At 62.7% G+C, this 18,408-nt stretch carries 15 protein-coding genes; all 15 read left to right on the forward strand.

Going from position 1 to position 18,408, the window contains the following annotated elements; genetic code table 11:
• The first annotated feature begins 11 nt into the window (after nt 1-11).
• The 15 genes from HX783_RS18600 (at nt 12) to mdcH (ending at nt 18,383) form a co-directional block, all read left to right on the forward strand.
• On the forward strand, nt 12-536 hold the full coding sequence (locus tag HX783_RS18600) for a chemotaxis protein CheW (protein ID WP_177017846.1): 525 nt from the start codon (nt 12-14) through the stop codon (nt 534-536).
• A complete protein-coding gene (locus HX783_RS18605; protein WP_177017847.1) occupies nt 533-2,584 on the forward strand; it encodes a methyl-accepting chemotaxis protein in 2,052 nt (683 codons plus the stop codon). The genes HX783_RS18600 and HX783_RS18605 overlap by 4 nt, the downstream gene beginning before the upstream one ends.
• Nucleotides 2,585-2,761: 177 nt before the next feature.
• Nucleotides 2,762-8,581 (forward strand): Hpt domain-containing protein, encoded by a 5,820-nt coding sequence (locus HX783_RS18610; protein ID WP_177017848.1) that lies wholly within the window; start codon nt 2,762-2,764, stop codon nt 8,579-8,581.
• Entirely contained in the window at nt 8,574-9,029 is a 456-nt protein-coding gene (locus HX783_RS18615; protein ID WP_159960623.1) for a chemotaxis protein CheW, read from the forward strand. The genes HX783_RS18610 and HX783_RS18615 overlap by 8 nt, the downstream gene beginning before the upstream one ends.
• A gap of 292 nt (nt 9,030-9,321) precedes the next feature.
• Nucleotides 9,322-10,044 carry a hypothetical protein gene (locus HX783_RS18620; protein ID WP_177017849.1) on the forward strand — a complete coding sequence of 241 codons (723 nt, stop codon included), beginning with the start codon at nt 9,322-9,324 and terminating at the stop codon, nt 10,042-10,044.
• Nucleotides 10,045-10,498: 454 nt separating this feature from the next.
• Nucleotides 10,499-10,738 carry a DUF6124 family protein gene (locus HX783_RS18625; protein ID WP_177017850.1) on the forward strand — a complete coding sequence of 80 codons (240 nt, stop codon included), beginning with the start codon at nt 10,499-10,501 and terminating at the stop codon, nt 10,736-10,738.
• Nucleotides 10,739-11,124: 386 nt separating this feature from the next.
• Entirely contained in the window at nt 11,125-11,754 is a 630-nt protein-coding gene (locus HX783_RS18630; protein WP_177017851.1) for a nucleotidyltransferase domain-containing protein, read from the forward strand.
• Nucleotides 11,717-12,145, forward strand: a complete 429-nt coding sequence (locus tag HX783_RS18635; protein WP_177017852.1) for a hypothetical protein — start codon at nt 11,717-11,719, stop codon at nt 12,143-12,145. The genes HX783_RS18630 and HX783_RS18635 overlap by 38 nt, the downstream gene beginning before the upstream one ends.
• A gap of 346 nt (nt 12,146-12,491) precedes the next feature.
• Nucleotides 12,492-14,162, forward strand: coding sequence for a malonate decarboxylase subunit alpha (gene mdcA / locus HX783_RS18640; RefSeq protein ID WP_177017853.1), 1,671 nt, complete (start codon nt 12,492-12,494; stop codon nt 14,160-14,162).
• Complete coding sequence (locus HX783_RS18645; protein ID WP_177017854.1) at nt 14,163-14,996, forward strand: triphosphoribosyl-dephospho-CoA synthase; 834 nt, start codon at nt 14,163-14,165, stop codon at nt 14,994-14,996.
• Complete coding sequence (locus HX783_RS18650; RefSeq protein ID WP_056857713.1) at nt 14,996-15,295, forward strand: malonate decarboxylase subunit delta; 300 nt, start codon at nt 14,996-14,998, stop codon at nt 15,293-15,295. The genes HX783_RS18645 and HX783_RS18650 overlap by 1 nt, the downstream gene beginning before the upstream one ends.
• The gene (locus tag HX783_RS18655; RefSeq protein WP_177017855.1) at nt 15,288-16,130 is read left to right on the forward strand and encodes a biotin-independent malonate decarboxylase subunit beta; all 843 of its coding nucleotides are present in this window, start codon (nt 15,288-15,290) and stop codon (nt 16,128-16,130) included. Before HX783_RS18650 ends, HX783_RS18655 begins: the two co-directional genes overlap by 8 nt.
• Complete coding sequence (mdcE, locus tag HX783_RS18660) at nt 16,127-16,897, forward strand: biotin-independent malonate decarboxylase subunit gamma (protein WP_177017856.1); 771 nt, start codon at nt 16,127-16,129, stop codon at nt 16,895-16,897. The genes HX783_RS18655 and mdcE overlap by 4 nt, the downstream gene beginning before the upstream one ends.
• Nucleotides 16,891-17,487, forward strand: coding sequence for a malonate decarboxylase holo-ACP synthase (locus tag HX783_RS18665; RefSeq protein WP_177017857.1), 597 nt, complete (start codon nt 16,891-16,893; stop codon nt 17,485-17,487). Before mdcE ends, HX783_RS18665 begins: the two co-directional genes overlap by 7 nt.
• Nucleotides 17,484-18,383 carry a malonate decarboxylase subunit epsilon gene (mdcH, locus tag HX783_RS18670; RefSeq protein WP_177017858.1) on the forward strand — a complete coding sequence of 300 codons (900 nt, stop codon included), beginning with the start codon at nt 17,484-17,486 and terminating at the stop codon, nt 18,381-18,383. Before HX783_RS18665 ends, mdcH begins: the two co-directional genes overlap by 4 nt.
• Nucleotides 18,384-18,408 lie beyond the last annotated feature (25 nt).

Raw genomic sequence — 18,408 nt, forward strand, 5'->3', positions numbered from 1 at the left:
GGCACGCCATCATGACCGAGTCGCAAACCGCCTTCGAGCTGCTGCTGGACATCGACCGCCGCTGCCGCCTGCTGGCCGCCGACCTGCCGTCCCAGGAAACCCGCCAGCAGCGTTGGAGCGGGATCGGCTTTCGCCTGGGGCCGTATTGGTACGTGGCGCCGATGGGCGAAGTCGCGGAAGTGTTGCATGAGCCGCGCTGTACCTTGATGCCTGGGGTCAAGCCCTGGGTCAAAGGCGTGGCCAACCTGCGCGGGCGTTTGCTGCCGGTGATGGACCTGGGCGGGTTTCTCGGCCTGGAATTGTCCAAGGCGCGCAAGCAGCGGCGGGTACTGGTGGTGGAATTCAACGACATGTTTGTCGGGCTGCTGGTGGACGAGGTGGTGGGCATGCAACATTTTGCACAAGACGCATTGCTGGCGAGCGTGCCGCCCGGCGCACCGTTTATCCAGGGCCAGTTCGACAGCGACCAACTGTGGCAGGTCTTCAGCCCCTTCGCTCTGGCCCAGGCCCCAGGCTTCATGGACGTTGCCGCATGACCACTGTCACCTCTCCCAAACCGCAAGCCGCGTCGCGCAGCCGTTCGCAGATCATCGTGCTGTTTATCGCACTGATCGTGTTCATCATGCTGTTGTTCGCCAACTTCGCGTACCTCAACACCCAGTCCACTTACGACAAGCAGTACATCGGCCACGCCGGTGAGCTGCGCGTGCTGTCGCAACGCATTGCCAAGAACGCCACCGAAGCCGCCGCCGGCAAGGCCGCGGCGTTCAAGCTGCTGGGCGATGCGCGCAACGACTTTGCCCAGCGTTGGGGCTACCTGAAAAAAGGTGACATCGAGACCGGCCTGCCCGCCGCGCCCAATGCGGTGCGCGCGGAAATGCGCGCGGTGCAGACCGACTGGGAAGCGCTGCTGAAAAACACCGACGCAATCCTCGCCAGCGAACAGACCGTGTTGTCGTTGCACCAAGTGGCCGCGACCCTGGCCGAAACCGTGCCGCAATTGCAGATGGAATCGGAAAAGGTCGTCGACATCCTGCTGCAACGCGGCGCGCCAGCCAGTCAGGTGGCCTTGGCCCAGCGCCAATCGCTGCTGGCTGAGCGTATTCTCGGCGCGGTCAACACCGTACTTGCCGGTGACGAAACCGCCGTGCAGGCCGCCGATGCCTTTGGTCGTGATGCCAACCGCTTCGGCGTGGTGCTCAACGGCATGCTGAACGGCAACCCGGGGCTGCGCATCACCCAGGTCGAAGACCACGACGCCCGCGCGCGCCTGGCCGAAATTGCCGAGCTGTTCGAGTTTGTCTCGGGCTCCGTGGATGAAATCCTCGAAACCTCTCCGCAGCTGTTTCAGGTGCGCGCCTCGGCGAGCAATATCTTCAACCTGTCGCAAACCCTGCTCGATGAAGCCTCGCACCTGGCCACCGGGTTTGAAAACCTCGCCAGCGGGCGCAGCTTCGACACCATCGGCGGCTACGTGCTGGGCCTGTTGGCGCTGACCTCGATCATCCTGATCGGCCTGGTGATGGTGCGCGAAACCAACCGCCAACTGCATGAAACCGCCGAGAAGAACGAGCGTAACCAGAACGCGATCATGCGCCTGCTCGACGAAATCGAAGACCTGGCCGATGGCGACTTGACCGTGACCGCCTCGGTCACCGAAGACTTCACCGGCACCATCGCCGACTCAATCAATTATTCGGTCGACCAACTGCGCGATCTGGTCGCCACCATCAACCTCACCGCCGGCCAAGTCGCCGGCGCGGTGCAGGAAACCCAGGCTACCGCCATGCATCTGGCCCAGGCCTCGGAGCATCAGGCCCAGCAAATTGCCGAAGCCTCTACCGCGATCAATGAGATGGCCCAGTCCATCGACCAAGTCTCGGCCAACGCTGCCGAATCCTCGGCAGTGGCCGAGCGCTCGGTGGAAATCGCCAACAAGGGCAACGAAGTGGTGCACAACACCATTCACGGCATGGACAACATTCGCGAGCAGATCCAGGACACCGCCAAACGCATCAAGCGCCTGGGCGAGTCGTCCCAGGAAATTGGCGACATCGTCAGCCTGATTGACGACATTGCCGACCAAACCAACATCCTCGCCCTCAACGCGGCGATCCAGGCAAGCATGGCCGGGGATGCCGGGCGTGGTTTTGCGGTGGTGGCCGATGAAGTGCAACGCCTGGCCGAGCGTTCGTCAGCCGCCACGCGGCAGATTGAAACCTTGGTGCGGGCGATCCAGGCCGACACCAATGAAGCGGTGATTTCCATGGAACAGACCACCACCGAAGTGGTGCGTGGCGCGCGGCTGGCGCAAGACGCCGGAGTGGCGCTGGAAGAGATCGAAGGCGTGTCGAAAACCCTGGCGGCGTTGATCCAGAGTATTTCCAATGCCGCGCAGCTACAGACCTCGTCGGCCGGGCAGATTTCCCTGACGATGAACGTGATCCAGCAGATCACCACACAGACCTCGTCGGGCTCGACCGCCACGGCGGAAAGCATCGGCAACCTGGCGAAGATGGCCAGCCAGTTGCGCAGGTCGGTGTCGGGTTTCACCCTGCCACCGCCTAAACAGCTTGAGGATTGAAATGCTATCTGAAGAACACCACAGTCCAACTGTGGGAGCTGGCTTGCCTGCGATAGCGGACTGTCAGTTGGTCCATCTGCAGCTGACCCACCGCGATCGCAGGCAAGCCAGCTCCCACAGTGGAACTCCATTGTTCTTGGCAACACACGCAATTCACGAATTCTAAGCGGAGCAGTTATGGTTGATCGGCACGACTACGTGGCCCTCGAATGGGTCAAGGGCGACATTGCCGAAACCCTGAAACAGGCCCGTTCGGCGCTGGACGCGTTTGTCGAAACCAGTGACAGCGACGCCATCGCCGAGTGCCTGGCCGGCATCCACCAAGTGCATGGCGCGCTGCAAATGGTCGAGTTCTACGGCGCAGCGCTGCTGGCCGAAGAAATCGAAGCACTGGCCCTGGCCCTGCAAGCCGAGCGTGTCAGCCAGCGCGATGAAAGCATCCGCCTGCTGCAACAGGCCCTTGGCCAATTGCCGCTGTACCTCGACCGCGTGCACAGCGCCCGCCGCGACCTGCCGCTGGTGGTGTTGCCGCTGCTCAACGACCTGCGCAGCGCGCGCGGCGAAAGCCTGCTGTCGGAAACCAGCCTGTTCAGCCCGCAATTGCTGTCGATTGCGCCATTGCCCGACGAGGCCCTGGCCCAGCGCATGCAGCCTGACCTTCACGATCAGCTGCGCCAATGGCATCAACTGCTGCAACAGGCCCTGGCCGGTTTGCTGCGTGAAGACCACGGCCCGAGCAACCTGGAAGACATGGCGCGGGTGTTCGCGCGCCTCGAATCGTTGTGCCAGGGCGCGCCGTTGCTGCCGTTGTGGCAAGTCACCTCGGCGCTGGTCGAAGGCATGCTCACCGGCGTAATCGCCAACAGCCCGGCGCTGCGCAGCCTGCTCAAGGCCAGCGACAAGCAACTCAAGCGCCTGCTGGTCCAGGGCATCGGCGGCATCAACCAGCCTGCGCCGGATGAACTGCTCAAAAGCCTGCTGTTCTACGTGGCCAAGGTCACCCGGCCGACGCCGCGCATGCAAAGCCTCAAAGAACGTTACGGCCTGGATGAAGCCTTGCCCGACAGCGCCGTGGTCGATGCCGAACGCGCGCGCCTGGCCGGGCCGGACCGTAATGCCATGGGCTCGGTGCTCGGCGCCTTGTGCGAGGAACTGGTGCGGGTCAAAGAGCGTCTCGACTTGTTCGTGCGCAGCGACCGTCAACACACCAGCGACCTCGATGCCTTGCTGGCGCCGCTGCGGCAGATCGCGGATACCCTGGCGGTGCTGGGTTTCGGCCAGCCGCGCAAAGTCATCATCGACCAACTCGCCGTGGTGCTGAGCCTGGTCCAGGGCCAGCGCGAACCCAATGACGCGGTGTTGATGGACGTCGCCGGCGCCTTGCTTTACGTCGAAGCCACGCTGGCCGGCATGGTCGGCACCGTCGAGCCGGAAAGCCGCGAAGAAAGCCGCCTGCCCACCACCGACCTGACCCAGATTCATCAATTGGTGATCCGCGAATCCTGCCAGTGCCTGAGGCAAGCCAAGGAGCTGGTCATCGACTGCGTTGAAGCGCACTGGGACCGCCAGCGCCTGGAGTCGCTGCCCGAGTTGCTCAGCCAGGTGCGTGGCGCGTTGGCGATGATTCCCCTGCCACGCGCGGCGAGCCTGATGCGCGGCTGCACCGATTATGTCGACGAACAGCTGATGGTGAACGAGGCCGCGCCTTCCGAGGCGCAGTTGGGGCACTTTGCCGACGTGATCAGCAGCCTGGAGTACTACCTCGAGCGCATGCTCCAGGACGCCGATGCTGCGGGCGAACGGGTGCTGGAATTGGCCACCCGAGGCCTGACTGCACTCGGCTATTTGCCTGCCGAAAAACCGTGGCGCCAGGCCCTGGCTGCGCCGGATGGCGCCCTGTCGACAGAGGCCGCGCCGAGCCAATCCCAATTCGATGCATTAGCCAACCCCACGTCACGTCTGAACCCGCCGGCCCAGCACCGTCCGGGCAGCCTCCTGCCGCCGCCCGCGGGCGAAGAGCCTGTCGACGATGAGCTGCGCGAGGTCTTCCTCGAAGAAACCGATGAAGTCCTTGAAGTGCTGCACCGCTATTTGCCCAACAGCACCGACAAAACTGCCCAGGGCGAAATGCGCCGCGCCTTCCATACCTTGAAAGGCAGCGGCCGTATGGTTCGCGCCCTGGTACTGGCCGAGCTGGCCTGGGCGGTGGAAAACCTGCTGAACCGCGTGCTCGAACGCAGCGTGGCCCTCAGCCCTGAGGTGCAGCACGTGTTGGACGAAGCCGTGGCGCTGCTGCCGGAATTGATCGCCGACTTCGCCGCCGACGACCAACGCCAACGCGACGAAGTCGACGCCCTGGCTGCCCGCGCGCACGCTTTGGCCAGCGGCACTGGCGCGTCGGTCGCAGAGCCTTATGACCCGATGCTGCTGGAGATTTTTCGCAACGAAGCCCAGAGCCACCTCGAAAGCCTCAACCATTTCCTGCAACAGGCTGCCGAGCACGTGCCGTTGCAAGTCAGCGATGAGCTGCAACGCGCCCTGCACACCCTCAAGGGCAGCGCCTACATGGCCGGCGTGCTGCCGATTGCCGAGCTGGCGCGGCCGCTCGATCACCTGACCCGCGAGTACAAGGCCCACCGCCTGCCGCTGGACCTGGACGAAGTGGAGTTGCTGCTGGAAGCCGAAGGCCTGTTCCAGCGCGGCTTGCGCCAACTCGACGGCGACCCGCTGGTGCCGATCAAAGGCGCGCCGGACCTGATCAGCCGCACCCAAAGCCTGCTCGACCAACAGCTGCAAGCCTTGCTCGACGCGCCCAGCACCGGCCTGCGGATCAAGCGCGACCCGCAGCTGATCGCCAACTTCCTGGCCCAGGGCATGGACATCCTGCTGGACGCCGAAAGCCTGCTGCGCCGTTGGCAGCAACACCCCGGCGAACGCCAGGAGCTGACCGCGCTGCTGGATGAATTGACCACCTTGGGTGAGGGCGCGCACATCGCCGACCTGCACGCCATCGACGAACTTTGCGAAGCCTTGCTCGACCTGTATGGCGCCGTTGAAGAGAGCAGCCTGGCAGTCAGCGAGCGGTTTTTCCATGAGGCCGAACAGGCCCATGAAGCGCTGATCAACATGCTCGACCAACTGGCGGCCGGCCAGGAAATCAACCCGGCACCGGCGCGGGTGCAAGCCTTGCGCGAACTGCTCGATGAAGCCCTCGACCCGTCCGCCACCGGCCTGGTCAAAAGCGACGGCAGCCGTGCGTTGAGCATCTCCGAATTGGGTGCCGCCACAGCACAGTTGGAGCAGGACACGGCGATGGACGACGAGATCGTCGAGATCTTCCTGGAAGAGGCGGTAGATATCCTCGACAGCGCCGGGCAATCGCTTAAACGCTGGCTGCTGGAACCGGACAGCGCGGCGCCGTTGTCGTCGTTGCAGCGGGATTTGCACACCCTCAAGGGCGGTGCGCGCATGGCCGAAATCGGCCCGATTGGCGACCTGGCCCATGAGCTGGAATGCCTGTACGAAGGCTTGGTGGACCGCCGCTACAACTACTCGCCCGAATTGTCCCACGTGTTGATGGCCAGCCATGAACGGCTGGCCTTGCAGTTGGATGAATTGCAGGACCACCAGCCCCTGAGCGATTCCAGCGACTTGGTCGCCCAGCTGCGTGCGTTGCGCCAGAGCAACGCGCCCGCTACCCCTGCCGCTGACCCGGAAACCGCCGCGGCTGATCCCGAGCTGCTGGATATTTTCCTTGAAGAAGCCGCCGACATTCTCGACAGCTCAAGCAGCGCACTGCTGCGCTGGCAGGCCGAGCCGAGCAACCGCCAGGAAGTGGAAACCCTGCTGCGCGACCTGCACACCCTCAAGGGCGGCGCGCGCATGGTCGAGATCGGGCCGATTGGCGATTTGGCCCATGAGCTGGAGTTTCTCTACGAGGGGCTGTCGGCGGGTTTACTCGCGCCGTCGGCGGAGCTGTTCGCGTTGCTGCAAGGCTGCCACGACCGCCTGGCGCAGATGATCGACGCGGTGGCGGGCGGGTTGCCGGTGGGCTCGGTGGATAAACTCATCGAGCGCATCAAAAGCCTGGTGCATCCCAGCGATGAGCCGGTAGCGCCGGTCGCCTTGCCCGTCGGTAAAGCTGAGGCAGCGGTTGATCCCGCCGCCGACATGGTGAAAATTTCCGCTGATTTGCTCGACGACCTGGTCAACCTGGCCGGTGAAACCTCGATCTTCCGGGGCCGTATCGAACAACAGGTCAACGACGCGCGCATCGCGCTCAACGAAGTCGAAACCACCATCGAGCGCATGCGCGACCAACTGCGCCGCCTCGACACCGAAACCCAGGGCCGCATCCTCAGCCGCCAGCAGGCCGAGGCCGAGCGCCTGGGTTATGAAGAATTCGACCCGTTGGAAATGGACCGCCATTCGCAGTTGCAGCAGTTGTCGCGCGCGTTGTCCGAATCGGCTTCCGACCTGCTGGACCTGAAGGAAACCCTCGACCGCCGCAACGCGGATGCGCATAACCTGTTGCAGCAACAGGCACGTATCAACACCGAGTTGCAAGAAGGCCTGATGCGCACGCGCATGGTGCCGTTTGAGCGCATGCTGCCGCGCCTCAAGCGCATCGTGCGCCAAGTGGCGGAGGAGTTGGGCAAGGACGTCGAATTTGTGGTCGGCAATGCCGAAGGCGAGATGGACCGCAACGTGCTGGAACGCATGGTGGCGCCGCTGGAACACATGCTGCGTAATGCCGTCGACCACGGCCTGGAGTCCCGCGAGGCGCGGCTGCTGGCGGGCAAGCCTGCGAGAGGGCGTATCAGCCTGGACCTGACGCACGAAGGCGGCGATATCGTCTTCGACATGCGCGACGACGGTGCCGGCGTGCCGCTGGACGCGGTGCGGCGCAAGGCGATCAAGCGCGGCTTGCTCGCGCCTGATCAAGACATGAGCGACCGCGACGTGTTGCAGTTCATCCTGCAGCCGGGCTTTTCCACCGCTGAAAAAATCACCCAGATTTCCGGGCGCGGCGTGGGCATGGACGTGGTGCACGAAGAAGTGCGCCAGCTCGGCGGCTCGATGTTCATCGACTCGACGGCGGGCGCGGGCGTGCACTTTCGCATTCGCCTGCCGTTTACCGTGTCGGTTAACCGCGCGTTGATGGTGCAATGTGCGGACGATCAATACGCGATCCCGCTCAATACCATCGAAGGCCTGGTGCGCGTGCTGCCCCACGAGCTGGCCGGGCACTATCAACAAGACCCGCCGCGCTACGAATACGCGGGTCAACGCTACGAGTTGTTCTACCTGGGCGACTTGCTGCACACCGTCGCCCGTCCCAAACTGCTCGGCCAATACCAGCCGGTGCCGGTGCTGTTGGTGCAATGCAACGAGCGGCGCGTGGCGGTGCAGGTGGACGCCATGGCCGGTACGCGCGAGATTGTGGTCAAGGGCCTGGGGCCGCAGTTTGCCGGGGTGCAGGGCTTGTCCGGGGCGACCATCCTCGGCGATGGCCGCGTGGTGCTGATCATCGACTTGCTGGCGCACATTCGCGCCCGCCAACCGGCGTTGCCGGCGCAGTCGGTCGACGCGCCGCTGATCCTCAACGACCCGCTGAAGAAACGCCCGCTGCTGGTGCTGGTGGTGGACGACTCGGTCACCGTGCGCAAAGTCACCAGCCGCCTGCTGGAACGCAACGGCATGAACGTGCTCACCGCCAAAGACGGTATCGACGCCATCGCCCTGCTCGAAGAGCACACCCCGGACCTGATGCTGCTCGACATCGAAATGCCGCGCATGGACGGCTTCGAAGTGGCGATCCAGGTGCGCAACGACCCACGGCTGATGCGCCTGCCGATCATCATGATCACCTCACGCACCGGCCAGAAACACCGCGACCGCGCCATGGCCATCGGCGTCAACGACTACCTCGGCAAGCCGTACCAAGAGTCGGTGCTGCTGGAAAGCATCGCCTACTGGAGCAAGTCCCATGCTTGACCACCGCACCAGCCAACTCACCGGCCTGCTGCTGCCCCTGGCCGACCGCCACTTGGTGCTGCCCAACGTCGCCATCGCCGAACTCATCGACTACCAACGCGGCGAACCCGCCAGCGACGCGCCGCCGTGGTATCTGCGGCAAGTGACATGGCGTGATCGGCAGTTGCCGTTGATCAGCTTTGAAGCCGTGTGCGGTGAGGCCAGCGTGACCGGCGAGCGCTCGCGGATAGTGGTGCTGAACGCGCTGGGCGGGCGGCCGACGTTGAAGTTTATTGCGATGGTGATTCAGGGAATTCCGCGTTCGTACAAGTTGGATAGCCAACTGAGTTACGTCGACGTGCCGCTGTGCCCGCTGGAGCTGGCGGCGGTGCAAGTGGGGGAACATGTGGCGAAAGTGCCTGACCTTATGGGGCTTGAAGCCTTGTTGGTTGAATCCGGCCTGGCCTGACTGCGATGATCGTTCCTACGCTCCGCGTTGCTGATCGTTCCCACGCTCCGCGTGGGAATGCATCCCGTGACGCTCCGCGTCACCCGTGCGCAGGACTTGAGCCTTACGCTGTCTGGCGGGACGCAGAGCATCCCAGGCGGCATTCCCACGCGGAGCGTGGGAACGATCAAAAGGCAGCATTCGTTCTCTTTTGGGACTTGCAGACCATCGTCTAACCCTGAGCAGTATCGGTAAAGCTTCACGTGATGCTGCCGATAATCGGGAACTAGTTTAAGGACGGAGTGACGCCTGCGTGAAGGAGCTTTGGGTTGGGATAATGAGTAATTTTACATTTCTCCACGACGCGATTGTGTGGATCTTGTTTCTGTGGTTCTTAGCAGTGGCTTTTACGGCGATAGCAGTCAGAGCGGGAGGCAAAGGGCGCGGACCGTTGTGGGGAGCTGGAATTTCTTTATTAGGTGCCGTAATTATTTTGTTATGTCTCGAGTTGGCGGGAGGCGCTTTAGAAATAAAAGAGATACTAAGCAGCTTCATAACAATGAGCTTGGGCGGACTAGGATCAGGTCTTCTAGCTGTTGCGTTAATAGAGGACACAAACGAGACGCAAGCGTTGAGGTTCAGGGACGGGTTATTCAGTGTTCTCGATTACGCTTTTGTATGGATAGGATTGTCCTCTCTATCGATGCTGTTCTTTTTCCTACTCTCGAAACTATCCGGACAATTCATCGCAACCAATTATGTACTCGAGGTGATGGCAGTCATTTTCAGCGGAGCTTTCTTGAGTCTCGTCGTTCTTGAAAGGCGCGACAAACTTGGGCGTTTGGGAGAAGGGGTTGGGCTGGTCCTTTTTCTCTTTCTGGTGGCTCTTTCAATACTCTATGGAAAAACGCTGGATTACGTATGGGCGCAGGCATGGGCTTGGATTCTGGTCGTAAATGGTTTACTGGTTCTAGCGATGGGTGGTGTCTGGTGGTACTACCGGAAGCCAAACATTAAACCGTTATTCCAGCCGTAGCGTTCCGCGTGGGAATGCATCTCGTGACGCTCCGCGTCACCCGTGCGCAGGACTTGAGCCTTGCGCTGGCTGGCGGGACGCGGAGCGTCCCAGGCGGCATTCCCACGCAGAGCATGGGAACGATCAAGGTGGGGGCGCGTCGGATTTTTCCTGCAAGATTTCGGGCTGTGCATGAACTTGTTGCGGGTAGCCATGGCGGCTAGTCTTCGTTCCGTCATCGAAAAAACGGTGACACGGACGTGCAAGTCCGACGAAACTGTTTAGGCGTACAAACGCCCAGCCAACCACGGGCGTTTTTTGTGCTCGCTGCTTTATGGCGGCTGCGCGCAGGAGGTCTTCGGACCTGCTGGGTGTCCTAAACAGGCCCGGTCTTGCACACCTGCGCACGGTCGCCACCCTCATTCGCGTGCAAGCGAACGGTGGCGCTCCTTACTCACTGTTTAGGAGTTTCATCATGGTCAAACCTACCCCTAATCCGCCTCTCTTCACCGTCAACCCACACCAAAACACCGAAGCTCTACTGGTCAACGCCAGCGAAACCTTATCGTCGCTAAACGCCATGACCTGCAATCTGGCCTTCAACCTGGACACCTCCCAGCGCGCAATCATGCTCGGCATTCAGCAAATGGCCGAGTTGAGTCAGTTGCTGGTCGATAGAGCGCTGGAACAAGTCAGCCCTGCACCGGAAGGTTAAATCGGTCCCAAAAAGGGACTGATCGGTCCCTTTTTGGGACCGCTATCTAACACCCACCACCGAACAAATGTGGGAGCGGGCTTGCCCGCGAATGCAGGGTGTCAGTCGGTAAATGTGCAACTGACCCACCGCATTCGCGAGCAAGCCCGCTCCCACATTTTGATCTTCATTCGGCTCGAGTCCAGTTGATCGTTCCCACGCTCCGCGTGGAAATGCATCTTGTGACGCTCCGCGTCACCTCCGTTCACGACTCGAGAATTGCACTGACTGGCGGAGCGCGGAGCGCCCCAAGCGGCATTCCCACGCAGAGCGTGGGAACGATCAAAACTTGATCGTTCCCAAAAAGGGACCTATCGTTCCCTTTTTGGGACTCTTTGGCCGCAGCCATGCAAACCTTGCCGCTCAGCACTGCACTCTTCACCAACACTCAGCAGAAAGTGCTGGGCCTGCTTTTCGGCAGGCCCGATCAAAGTTTCTTCACCAATGAAATCGCGCGCTGGGCCCAGGTGGGCAAGGGCAGCCTTACCCGCGAGCTTGAGCGGTTGCAGCTGGCGGGCATCTTGAGCATGACGCGCCAAGGTAATCAGACCCATTACCAGGCCAACCCCCACTGCCCGATTTACTCGGAGTTGTTGGCCATCGTGCGCAAAACCCTGAGCCTGGACGAACCCTTGCGCAATGCATTGGCACCGTTCGCCGAGCAGATAACCTGGGCCTTTATCTACGGCTCTATCGCCAAGGGTGAGGCGCACTCATCCAGTGACATAGATCTGATGCTGATCGGCCAAAGCCTCAACTACAGTGAAGTCATGGAGCAGCTCATACCGCTGGAAGAGCAACTGGGCCGCACCATCAACCCGACGCTTTACACCCCTGAAGACTGGATCGGCAAATGGAATGCCGGGAACAGTTTTGTGCAGCGGGTCGTGCAGCAAGCCAAGATCAATCTGATTGGGGGCAACCCCTTGGAATCCATGGATGGACAGCAAGGCAAATCTGGAGAACCTGCAACGTAGCGGTGGCTTGAAGGCTGAGCCGCCGGATCGCAAGGAGTGTGATGGGCTGATGCGCTCGGCGCGGGATCGGTTAAGGGATGCCAGTAATTCACAGTTATCGTTCGCCAGTCGTTTCGACCTGGCCTACAACGCCGCCCACGCTAGTGCACTCACAGCTTTACGCCTGCATGGGTATCGTTCTGACAAACGCTATTGGGTGTTTCAATGTTTGATTCACACCGCCGACGTGAGCAAGGTGCAGGTGAGGTTACTGGCGCTGTGTCATGAGCGCCGAAACCTGGCGGAATATGAAGGGTATATGGATGAGGATGAGGCGTTGCTTGGGCAGTTGATGGATGGCGCGACAGTACTGCTGAATGAAGTGGAAAACTTGTTGGCTGACCATTGGTGACAATGATGCGATTTCCCTGAACACCACCGAACAAATGTGGGAGCGGGCTTGCTCGCGAATGCAGGGTGTCAGTCGGTAAATGTGCAACTGACCCACCGCATTCGCGAGCAAGCCCGCTCCCACATTTTGAGCTTCATTCGGCTCGAATCCAGTTGATCGTTCCCACGCAGAGCGTGGGAACGATCAATTCTTCGCAACACCTCCAATCAAATGTGGGAGCTGGCTTGAGTCCGCGTTTGCTGATGCTCTGTTACTCCAACCGTAACGATCCGCCGTTGGGCTTGATTGATACCCCCCACTTTCACTCCTAAGGTAAGCCCACGACAGCAAACCCCGTGGAGCGACCATGACAACAACCATCACCCCCGACTCGCGCTGGACGCGGCGGCGCGACGAGAAGCAGCGGCGCCTCGGGCTGGTCAAGCAATACGCAGACGGGGCGGTGCTGCCCAGTGACAGAATCGTCGAGGCGCTGGAAGCCCTGATTCTTCCCGGCGACCGCGTGGTGCTGGAGGGCAATAACCAGAAACAAGCCGACTTCCTCTCGCGTTCCCTGGCCAAGGCCGACCCGGCCAAGCTCCACGATTTGCACATGATCATGCCCAGTGTCGGCCGTTCCGAGCACCTGGATCTGTTTGAAAAGGGCATCGCGCGCAAGCTGGATTTCTCCTTCGCCGGCACCCAATCCCTGCGCATCAGCCAGTTGCTCGAAGACGGCCTGCTGGAAATTGGCGCGATCCATACCTACATCGAACTCTACGCGCGGCTGGTGGTGGACCTGATCCCCAACGTCGTGCTCTCGGCCGGTTTCATGGCCGACCGCGCCGGCAATATCTACACCGGCGCCAGCACTGAAGACACCCCGGCGTTGATCGAGCCTGCCGCGTTCAGCGACGGCATCGTGATCGTGCAGGTCAACCAGTTGGTGGATGACGTCTCCGATTTGCCCCGCGTCGACATTCCCGCGAGCTGGGTGGATTTTGTGGTGGTGGCCGACAAGCCGTTCTACATCGAGCCGCTGTTTACCCGCGACCCGCGCCATATCAAGCCGGTGCATGTGTTGATGGCGATGATGGCGATCCGTGGCATCTACGAAAAACACAATGTGCAGTCGCTGAACCATGGCATCGGCTTCAACACCGCCGCCATCGAGTTGATCCTGCCTACTTACGGCGAATCTCTCGGTCTGAAGGGCAAAATCTGCCGCAACTGGACCCTCAACCCACACCCAACCCTGATCCCCGCCATCGAAAGTGGCTGGGTCGAAAGCGTGCATTGCTTCGGCACCGAATTGGGCATGGAAAACTACATCGCCGCCCGCCCGGATGTGTTCTTCACCGGCCGCGACGGCTCGATGCGCTCCAACCGGATGTTCTGCCAGCTCGCTGGCCAATACGCGGTGGACCTGTTTATCGGCGCCACGCTGCAGGTGGATGGCGACGGGCATTCCAGTACCGTCACTCGTGGGCGCCTCGCCGGATTTGGTGGCGCGCCAAACATGGGCCACGACCCGCGCGGCCGTCGCCATGGCACCCCGGCATGGCTGGATATGCGCCACGACGACGCGCCGGAAGCCTTGCTCGAACGCGGCAAAAAACTCGTGGTGCAGATGGTCGAGACCTTCCAGGAAGGCGGCAAACCGACCTTCGTCGAGACCCTCGACGCCGTAGAAGTGGCGCGCAAAAGCGGCATGCCGCTGGCGCCGATCATGATCTACGGCGACGACGTCACCCACTTGCTCACCGAAGAAGGCATCGCCTACCTGTACAAGGCGCGCTCGCTCGAAGAGCGCCAGGCGATGATCGCCGCCGTCGCTGGCGTCACCGCCATCGGCCTGCGCCACAACCCCAAGGACACCGCGCGCATGCGCCGCGAGGGTCTGATCGCTTTGCCTGAAGACCTCGGCATTCGCCGCACCGACGCCACCCGCGAGCTGTTGGCCGCCAAGAGCGTGGCCGACCTGGTGGAGTGGTCCGGTGGCTTGTACAACCCGCCCGCCAAGTTCAGGAGCTGGTAAATGCGCGCCCTTAAACTGCACGAACTGAGCCTGGCTGATCGCCTGGCGGACATGGCCGTCGATGCGTTGATCGATGAGGCCGACTTGTCGCCCAAACCCGCCTTGGTGGACCGCCGCGGCAATGGCGCCCACAGCGATTTGCACCTGGGGTTGATGCACGCTTCGGCGTTGTCGCTGTGGCCGATGTTCAAGGAAATGGCTGAGGCCGCGCTTGAATTCGGCGAAGTGGGTTTGCCTTTGCGCGAAGCCCTCGGGCGCATCGGCCGGGAAGGCGAGCAGGCGATGCTCACCACCACCAAGGGTGTGAACACCCATCGCGGCGCAATCTGGGCCCTCGGTTTGCTCACCGCTGCGGCGGCGCTGGAGCCGCGGGCCGTCACGCTGACGGCGGCAAAGTTGGCCCTGCTTAACGACCGCTACGCGCCGCAGCCGATGAGCCACGGCGCCCAAGTCGCCCAGCGCTACGGCGCGCGCGGTGCCCGTGAAGAAGCACAACTGGGCTTCCCGTCCGTGATGCAACGCGGCCTGCCGCAACTGCACAAAAGCCGCCTGCAAAACGCTGGCGAACAGAACGCGCGCCTGGACGCTTTGCTCGCGATCATGACTGACCTCGCCGACACTTGCGTGCTCTACCGCGCCGGCACCGAAGGCCTGCACGCCATGCAACGCGGCGCCCAAGCCGTGCTGGACGCAGGCGGCAGCGCAAGCCTCGCCGGTCGCCGCCAACTGCACGAACTCGACGACCAATTGCTGGCCCTGAATGCCTCCCCCGGCGGTGCCGCCGACCTGTTGGCCGCCTGCCTGTTTATCGACCGCCTCGACGGAGCGTTTTGATGGAAACCTTATCCTTTGAATTCCCCGCCGGGCAGCCGCCAAAAGGCCGTGCGCTGGTGGGTTGCGTCGGCTCCGGCGACCTGGAAGTGCTGCTGGAACCGGGCACGCCTGGCACCCTGACCATTCAGGTGCAGACCTCGGTGAATGGCGCCGAACAGCGCTGGCAGCATCTGTTTGAACGGATTTTCCAGGAGCACACACCTCCGGCCTTGAAGATCGATATCCACGATTTCGGTGCCACGCCCGGCGTGGTGCGTTTGCGCCTGGAGCAGGGTTTCGAGGAGATCGGCCATGACTGACTTGCTCAGCAAACACAGCTTCGTGGAACTCGGTGCACGGCAGCGGGCCAAGGCGTTGCTGGACGCCGGCACGTATCGCGAACTGATCGACCCGTTCCAACGCGTGATGTCGCCCTGGCTCAGCCGCCAAGGTGTGGTGCCCCAAGCCGATGACGGCGTGGTGATCGCCAAAGGCAGCATCGCCGGAAAGCCTGTGGTGGTGGCCGCTATCGAAGGCAACTTTCAGGGCGGCAGCCTCGGTGAAGTCGGCGGCGCGAAAATCGCCGGTGCCTTGGAACTGGCGGCTGAAGACAACCGCAAGGGCGTCCCGACGCGCGCGGTACTGCTGCTGGAGACTGGCGGCGTGCGCCTGCAGGAAGCCAACCTCGGCCTGGCGGCGATTGCCGACATCCACGCGGCGATTGTCGATCTGCGCCAGTACCAGCCGGTGGTGGGCGTGGTGGCGGGCAGTGTCGGTTGCTTTGGCGGCATGTCCATCGCCGCTGGGCTGTGCAGCTATCTGGTGGTGACCCGCGAAGCGCGCCTGGGCCTGAATGGTCCGCAAGTGATCGAGCAGGAAGCCGGGCTGGACGAATACGACTCCCGCGACCGCCCGTTTATCTGGAGCCTCACGGGCGGCGAGCAACGTTTCAACAGCGGCTTGGCCGACCGCTACGTGGCGGACGATGTGGCGCAGATTCAGCAGACCGTTACCGAGCTGCTGCAACAAGGCTTGCCCACACAACAACGCAGCCGTCAGGTCGAGTTCTACCTGGCGCGCCTGGCCGAGCTGGATGCCACGCCGCAGATCGACGCAGCGACGGTTCGCGACCTGTATCAAGGAGAGCGCTCATGAGAGGCTTGCAGTGGTTCAACGCTTTGAGCGCCGGCGCCACGCCGGTGGACGGTTTGCCGGCCTCGCTGAAAGTCGCCGACGGCGTCTTGGGTGAACAGCCCGTGCGCTTCATCGCCGTGGTCACCGATGCACAAAACCGCTTCCCGCGTGCGCGTAATGGCGAAGTCGGCCTGCTGGAAGGCTGGGGCCTGGCCAAAGCCGTGGACGACGCCATCGCTCGCGGCGACAAGCGCCCGATCATCGCCATCGTCGACGTGCCCAGCCAAGCCTATGGCCGGCGCGAAGAAGCCCTGGGCATTCATCAGGCCCTGGCCGCCGCCGCCGACAGTTACGCTCGCGCGCGGTTGGCCGGGCACCCGGTGATCGCGCTGCTGGTGGGCAAGGCCATGTCCGGCGCGTTCCTCGCCCACGGCTACCAGGCCAACCGTTTGATCGCCCTGCGTGACCCCGGCGTGATGGTGCACGCCATGGGCAAGGCCTCGGCGGCGCGGGTGACCTTGCGCAGCGTCGAAGAGCTGGAAGCCCTGGCTGCCAGCGTGCCGCCGATGGCTTATGACATCGACAGTTATGCCAGCCTTGGTTTGCTCTGGGAAACCCTGTCGGTGACCCAGATTGAACAGCCGACGGCGGACGATGTGGTGCGGGTCAGCGATTGCCTGGTCAGCGCAATCAAGGATGTCAGCGGCCAGGATTTGAGCGGGCGGCTGGGCGCTACCAACCGCGCCGCCTCCAGCCACGTGCGCCAACTGCTGCGGGAACAATGGTGAACGCCCACGACTTGCTCTGGGGCATGACCCCGGCGCATTTGCCCGCCGATGCACCGGCCTGGGCGGTGGACGCGATCAGCGCCGGCCACCCGGTGGTGGTGCGCCGCGCCATCGCTGAGCCCGGCCAAGTGGCGGTCGGCGTGCGCGGGCGTTTGCGTGAGCAACGCCTGGCGGCAGTGATGCCTGTTGCGGCCGTGCAGCGGCGAGTGACGCCGGAAGCCTTGCGCAGCGTGATCTCGTCACGGGATTTAGCGGCATTGCGCGCGCTCGATCTACTGCGGCCGGTGCTGGCGCAAGCGACGTGGGGTATCACCGGCAGCGCAGGTTTCGAGTTGGCCAGCGGCATTGAGGCGCTGCATGAGCAGAGCGATCTGGACTTGATCCTGCGCACGCCCCAGCGTCTTGGGCGCGGCGATGCCGAGGACCTGCTGGCGATTCTGGACACCGCGCCCTGTACCGTAGACCTGCAACTGCAAACCCCGTTTGGCGCCGTGGCCTTGCGCGAATGGGCGCGCGGCTCACGCCGTGTGCTGCTCAAAACCGGCAGCGGCGCGCACCTTGTACTCGACCCTTGGCAGGCCGTGGCATGAGCAGCCTGCTGGTGTTTCCGGGGCAGGGCGCCCAGCGCACGGGCATGCTCCAGGCGCTGTCGGCGCAGGTGCTGGAAGAAGCCAGTGATGCCTTGGGGGAAGATGTTCGCCAGCTCGATTCGGCGCAGGCTCTAGCGAGTACGCGCGCCGTTCAGCTGTGCCTGCTGATCGTCGGCGTGGCCCATGCCCGCCAGTTGCAACACACGCCTGATTACGTGGCCGGCTTGTCCATCGGCGCTTATCCGGCAGCCGTCATCGCCGGTGCGCTGGAGTTTGCCGACGCGGTAAAACTGGTGAGCCTGCGCGGCGAATTGATGCAAAGCGCTTATCCACAAGGCTTTGGGATGACCGCGCTGATCGGCCCGGAGTTATCCACAGTGGAAAAATTATTGGCCGAAATCCACAGCCCGGAAACCCCGGTGTACTTGGCCAACATCAACGCCGATAACCAAACTGTTATCGCCGGCAGCGATGCGGCAATGAAGCGCGTCGCAGCCCGCATCAAGGGCAACGGCGTGGCCAAGCGCCTGGCCGTCAGCGTGCCGTCCCATTGCGCATTGCTGGAGGCGCCTGCACAGGCGCTGGCCGAAGCATTCGTCACGCTCAAGGCGCCGCGCATCACTTACCTGAGCAGCACCCGCGCACGGCCGATTCATAACCCTGAACAACTGCGCGACGACCTGGCTTTCAACATGTGCCGCATCGTTGACTGGCGCGGCACCGTGCAAAGCGCCTACGAGCGTGGCGTGCGCCTGCAAATCGAACTGCCGCCGGGCGCGGTGCTCACCGGCCTGTCACGCCGTGTATTCGAACAAGGCACGGTGATCGCCTGCGAAGGCGCACGCCTGGACACCTTGCAGGCCCTGCTGCAAGAGGAGGAACGCCGCCACCGATAAAGCACCACCCAAGGCTTTCGAAGCA

The sequence above is a fragment of the Pseudomonas sp. D2002 genome (genome assembly GCF_013385735.1).
GTDB lineage: Bacteria > Pseudomonadota > Gammaproteobacteria > Pseudomonadales > Pseudomonadaceae > Aquipseudomonas.

Excerpts from the sequence above, each read along its gene's own strand:
- mdcH (WP_177017858.1), top strand. The coding sequence starts at position 17,484 with ATGAGCAGCCTGCTGGTGTTTCCGGGGCAGGGCGCCCAGCGCACGGGC.
- mdcA (WP_177017853.1), top strand. The coding sequence starts at position 12,492 with ATGACAACAACCATCACCCCCGACTCGCGCTGGACGCGGCGGCGCGAC.
- HX783_RS18630 (WP_177017851.1), top strand. The coding sequence starts at position 11,125 with ATGCAAACCTTGCCGCTCAGCACTGCACTCTTCACCAACACTCAGCAG.
- HX783_RS18650 (WP_056857713.1), top strand. The coding sequence starts at position 14,996 with ATGGAAACCTTATCCTTTGAATTCCCCGCCGGGCAGCCGCCAAAAGGC.
- HX783_RS18610 (WP_177017848.1), top strand. The coding sequence starts at position 2,762 with ATGGTTGATCGGCACGACTACGTGGCCCTCGAATGGGTCAAGGGCGAC.
- HX783_RS18600 (WP_177017846.1), top strand. The coding sequence starts at position 12 with ATGACCGAGTCGCAAACCGCCTTCGAGCTGCTGCTGGACATCGACCGC.
- HX783_RS18665 (WP_177017857.1), top strand. The coding sequence starts at position 16,891 with ATGGTGAACGCCCACGACTTGCTCTGGGGCATGACCCCGGCGCATTTG.
- HX783_RS18625 (WP_177017850.1), top strand. The coding sequence starts at position 10,499 with ATGGTCAAACCTACCCCTAATCCGCCTCTCTTCACCGTCAACCCACAC.
- HX783_RS18605 (WP_177017847.1), top strand. The coding sequence starts at position 533 with ATGACCACTGTCACCTCTCCCAAACCGCAAGCCGCGTCGCGCAGCCGT.
- mdcE (WP_177017856.1), top strand. The coding sequence starts at position 16,127 with ATGAGAGGCTTGCAGTGGTTCAACGCTTTGAGCGCCGGCGCCACGCCG.
- HX783_RS18615 (WP_159960623.1), top strand. The coding sequence starts at position 8,574 with ATGCTTGACCACCGCACCAGCCAACTCACCGGCCTGCTGCTGCCCCTG.
- HX783_RS18645 (WP_177017854.1), top strand. The coding sequence starts at position 14,163 with ATGCGCGCCCTTAAACTGCACGAACTGAGCCTGGCTGATCGCCTGGCG.
- HX783_RS18635 (WP_177017852.1), top strand. The coding sequence starts at position 11,717 with ATGGACAGCAAGGCAAATCTGGAGAACCTGCAACGTAGCGGTGGCTTG.
- HX783_RS18655 (WP_177017855.1), top strand. The coding sequence starts at position 15,288 with ATGACTGACTTGCTCAGCAAACACAGCTTCGTGGAACTCGGTGCACGG.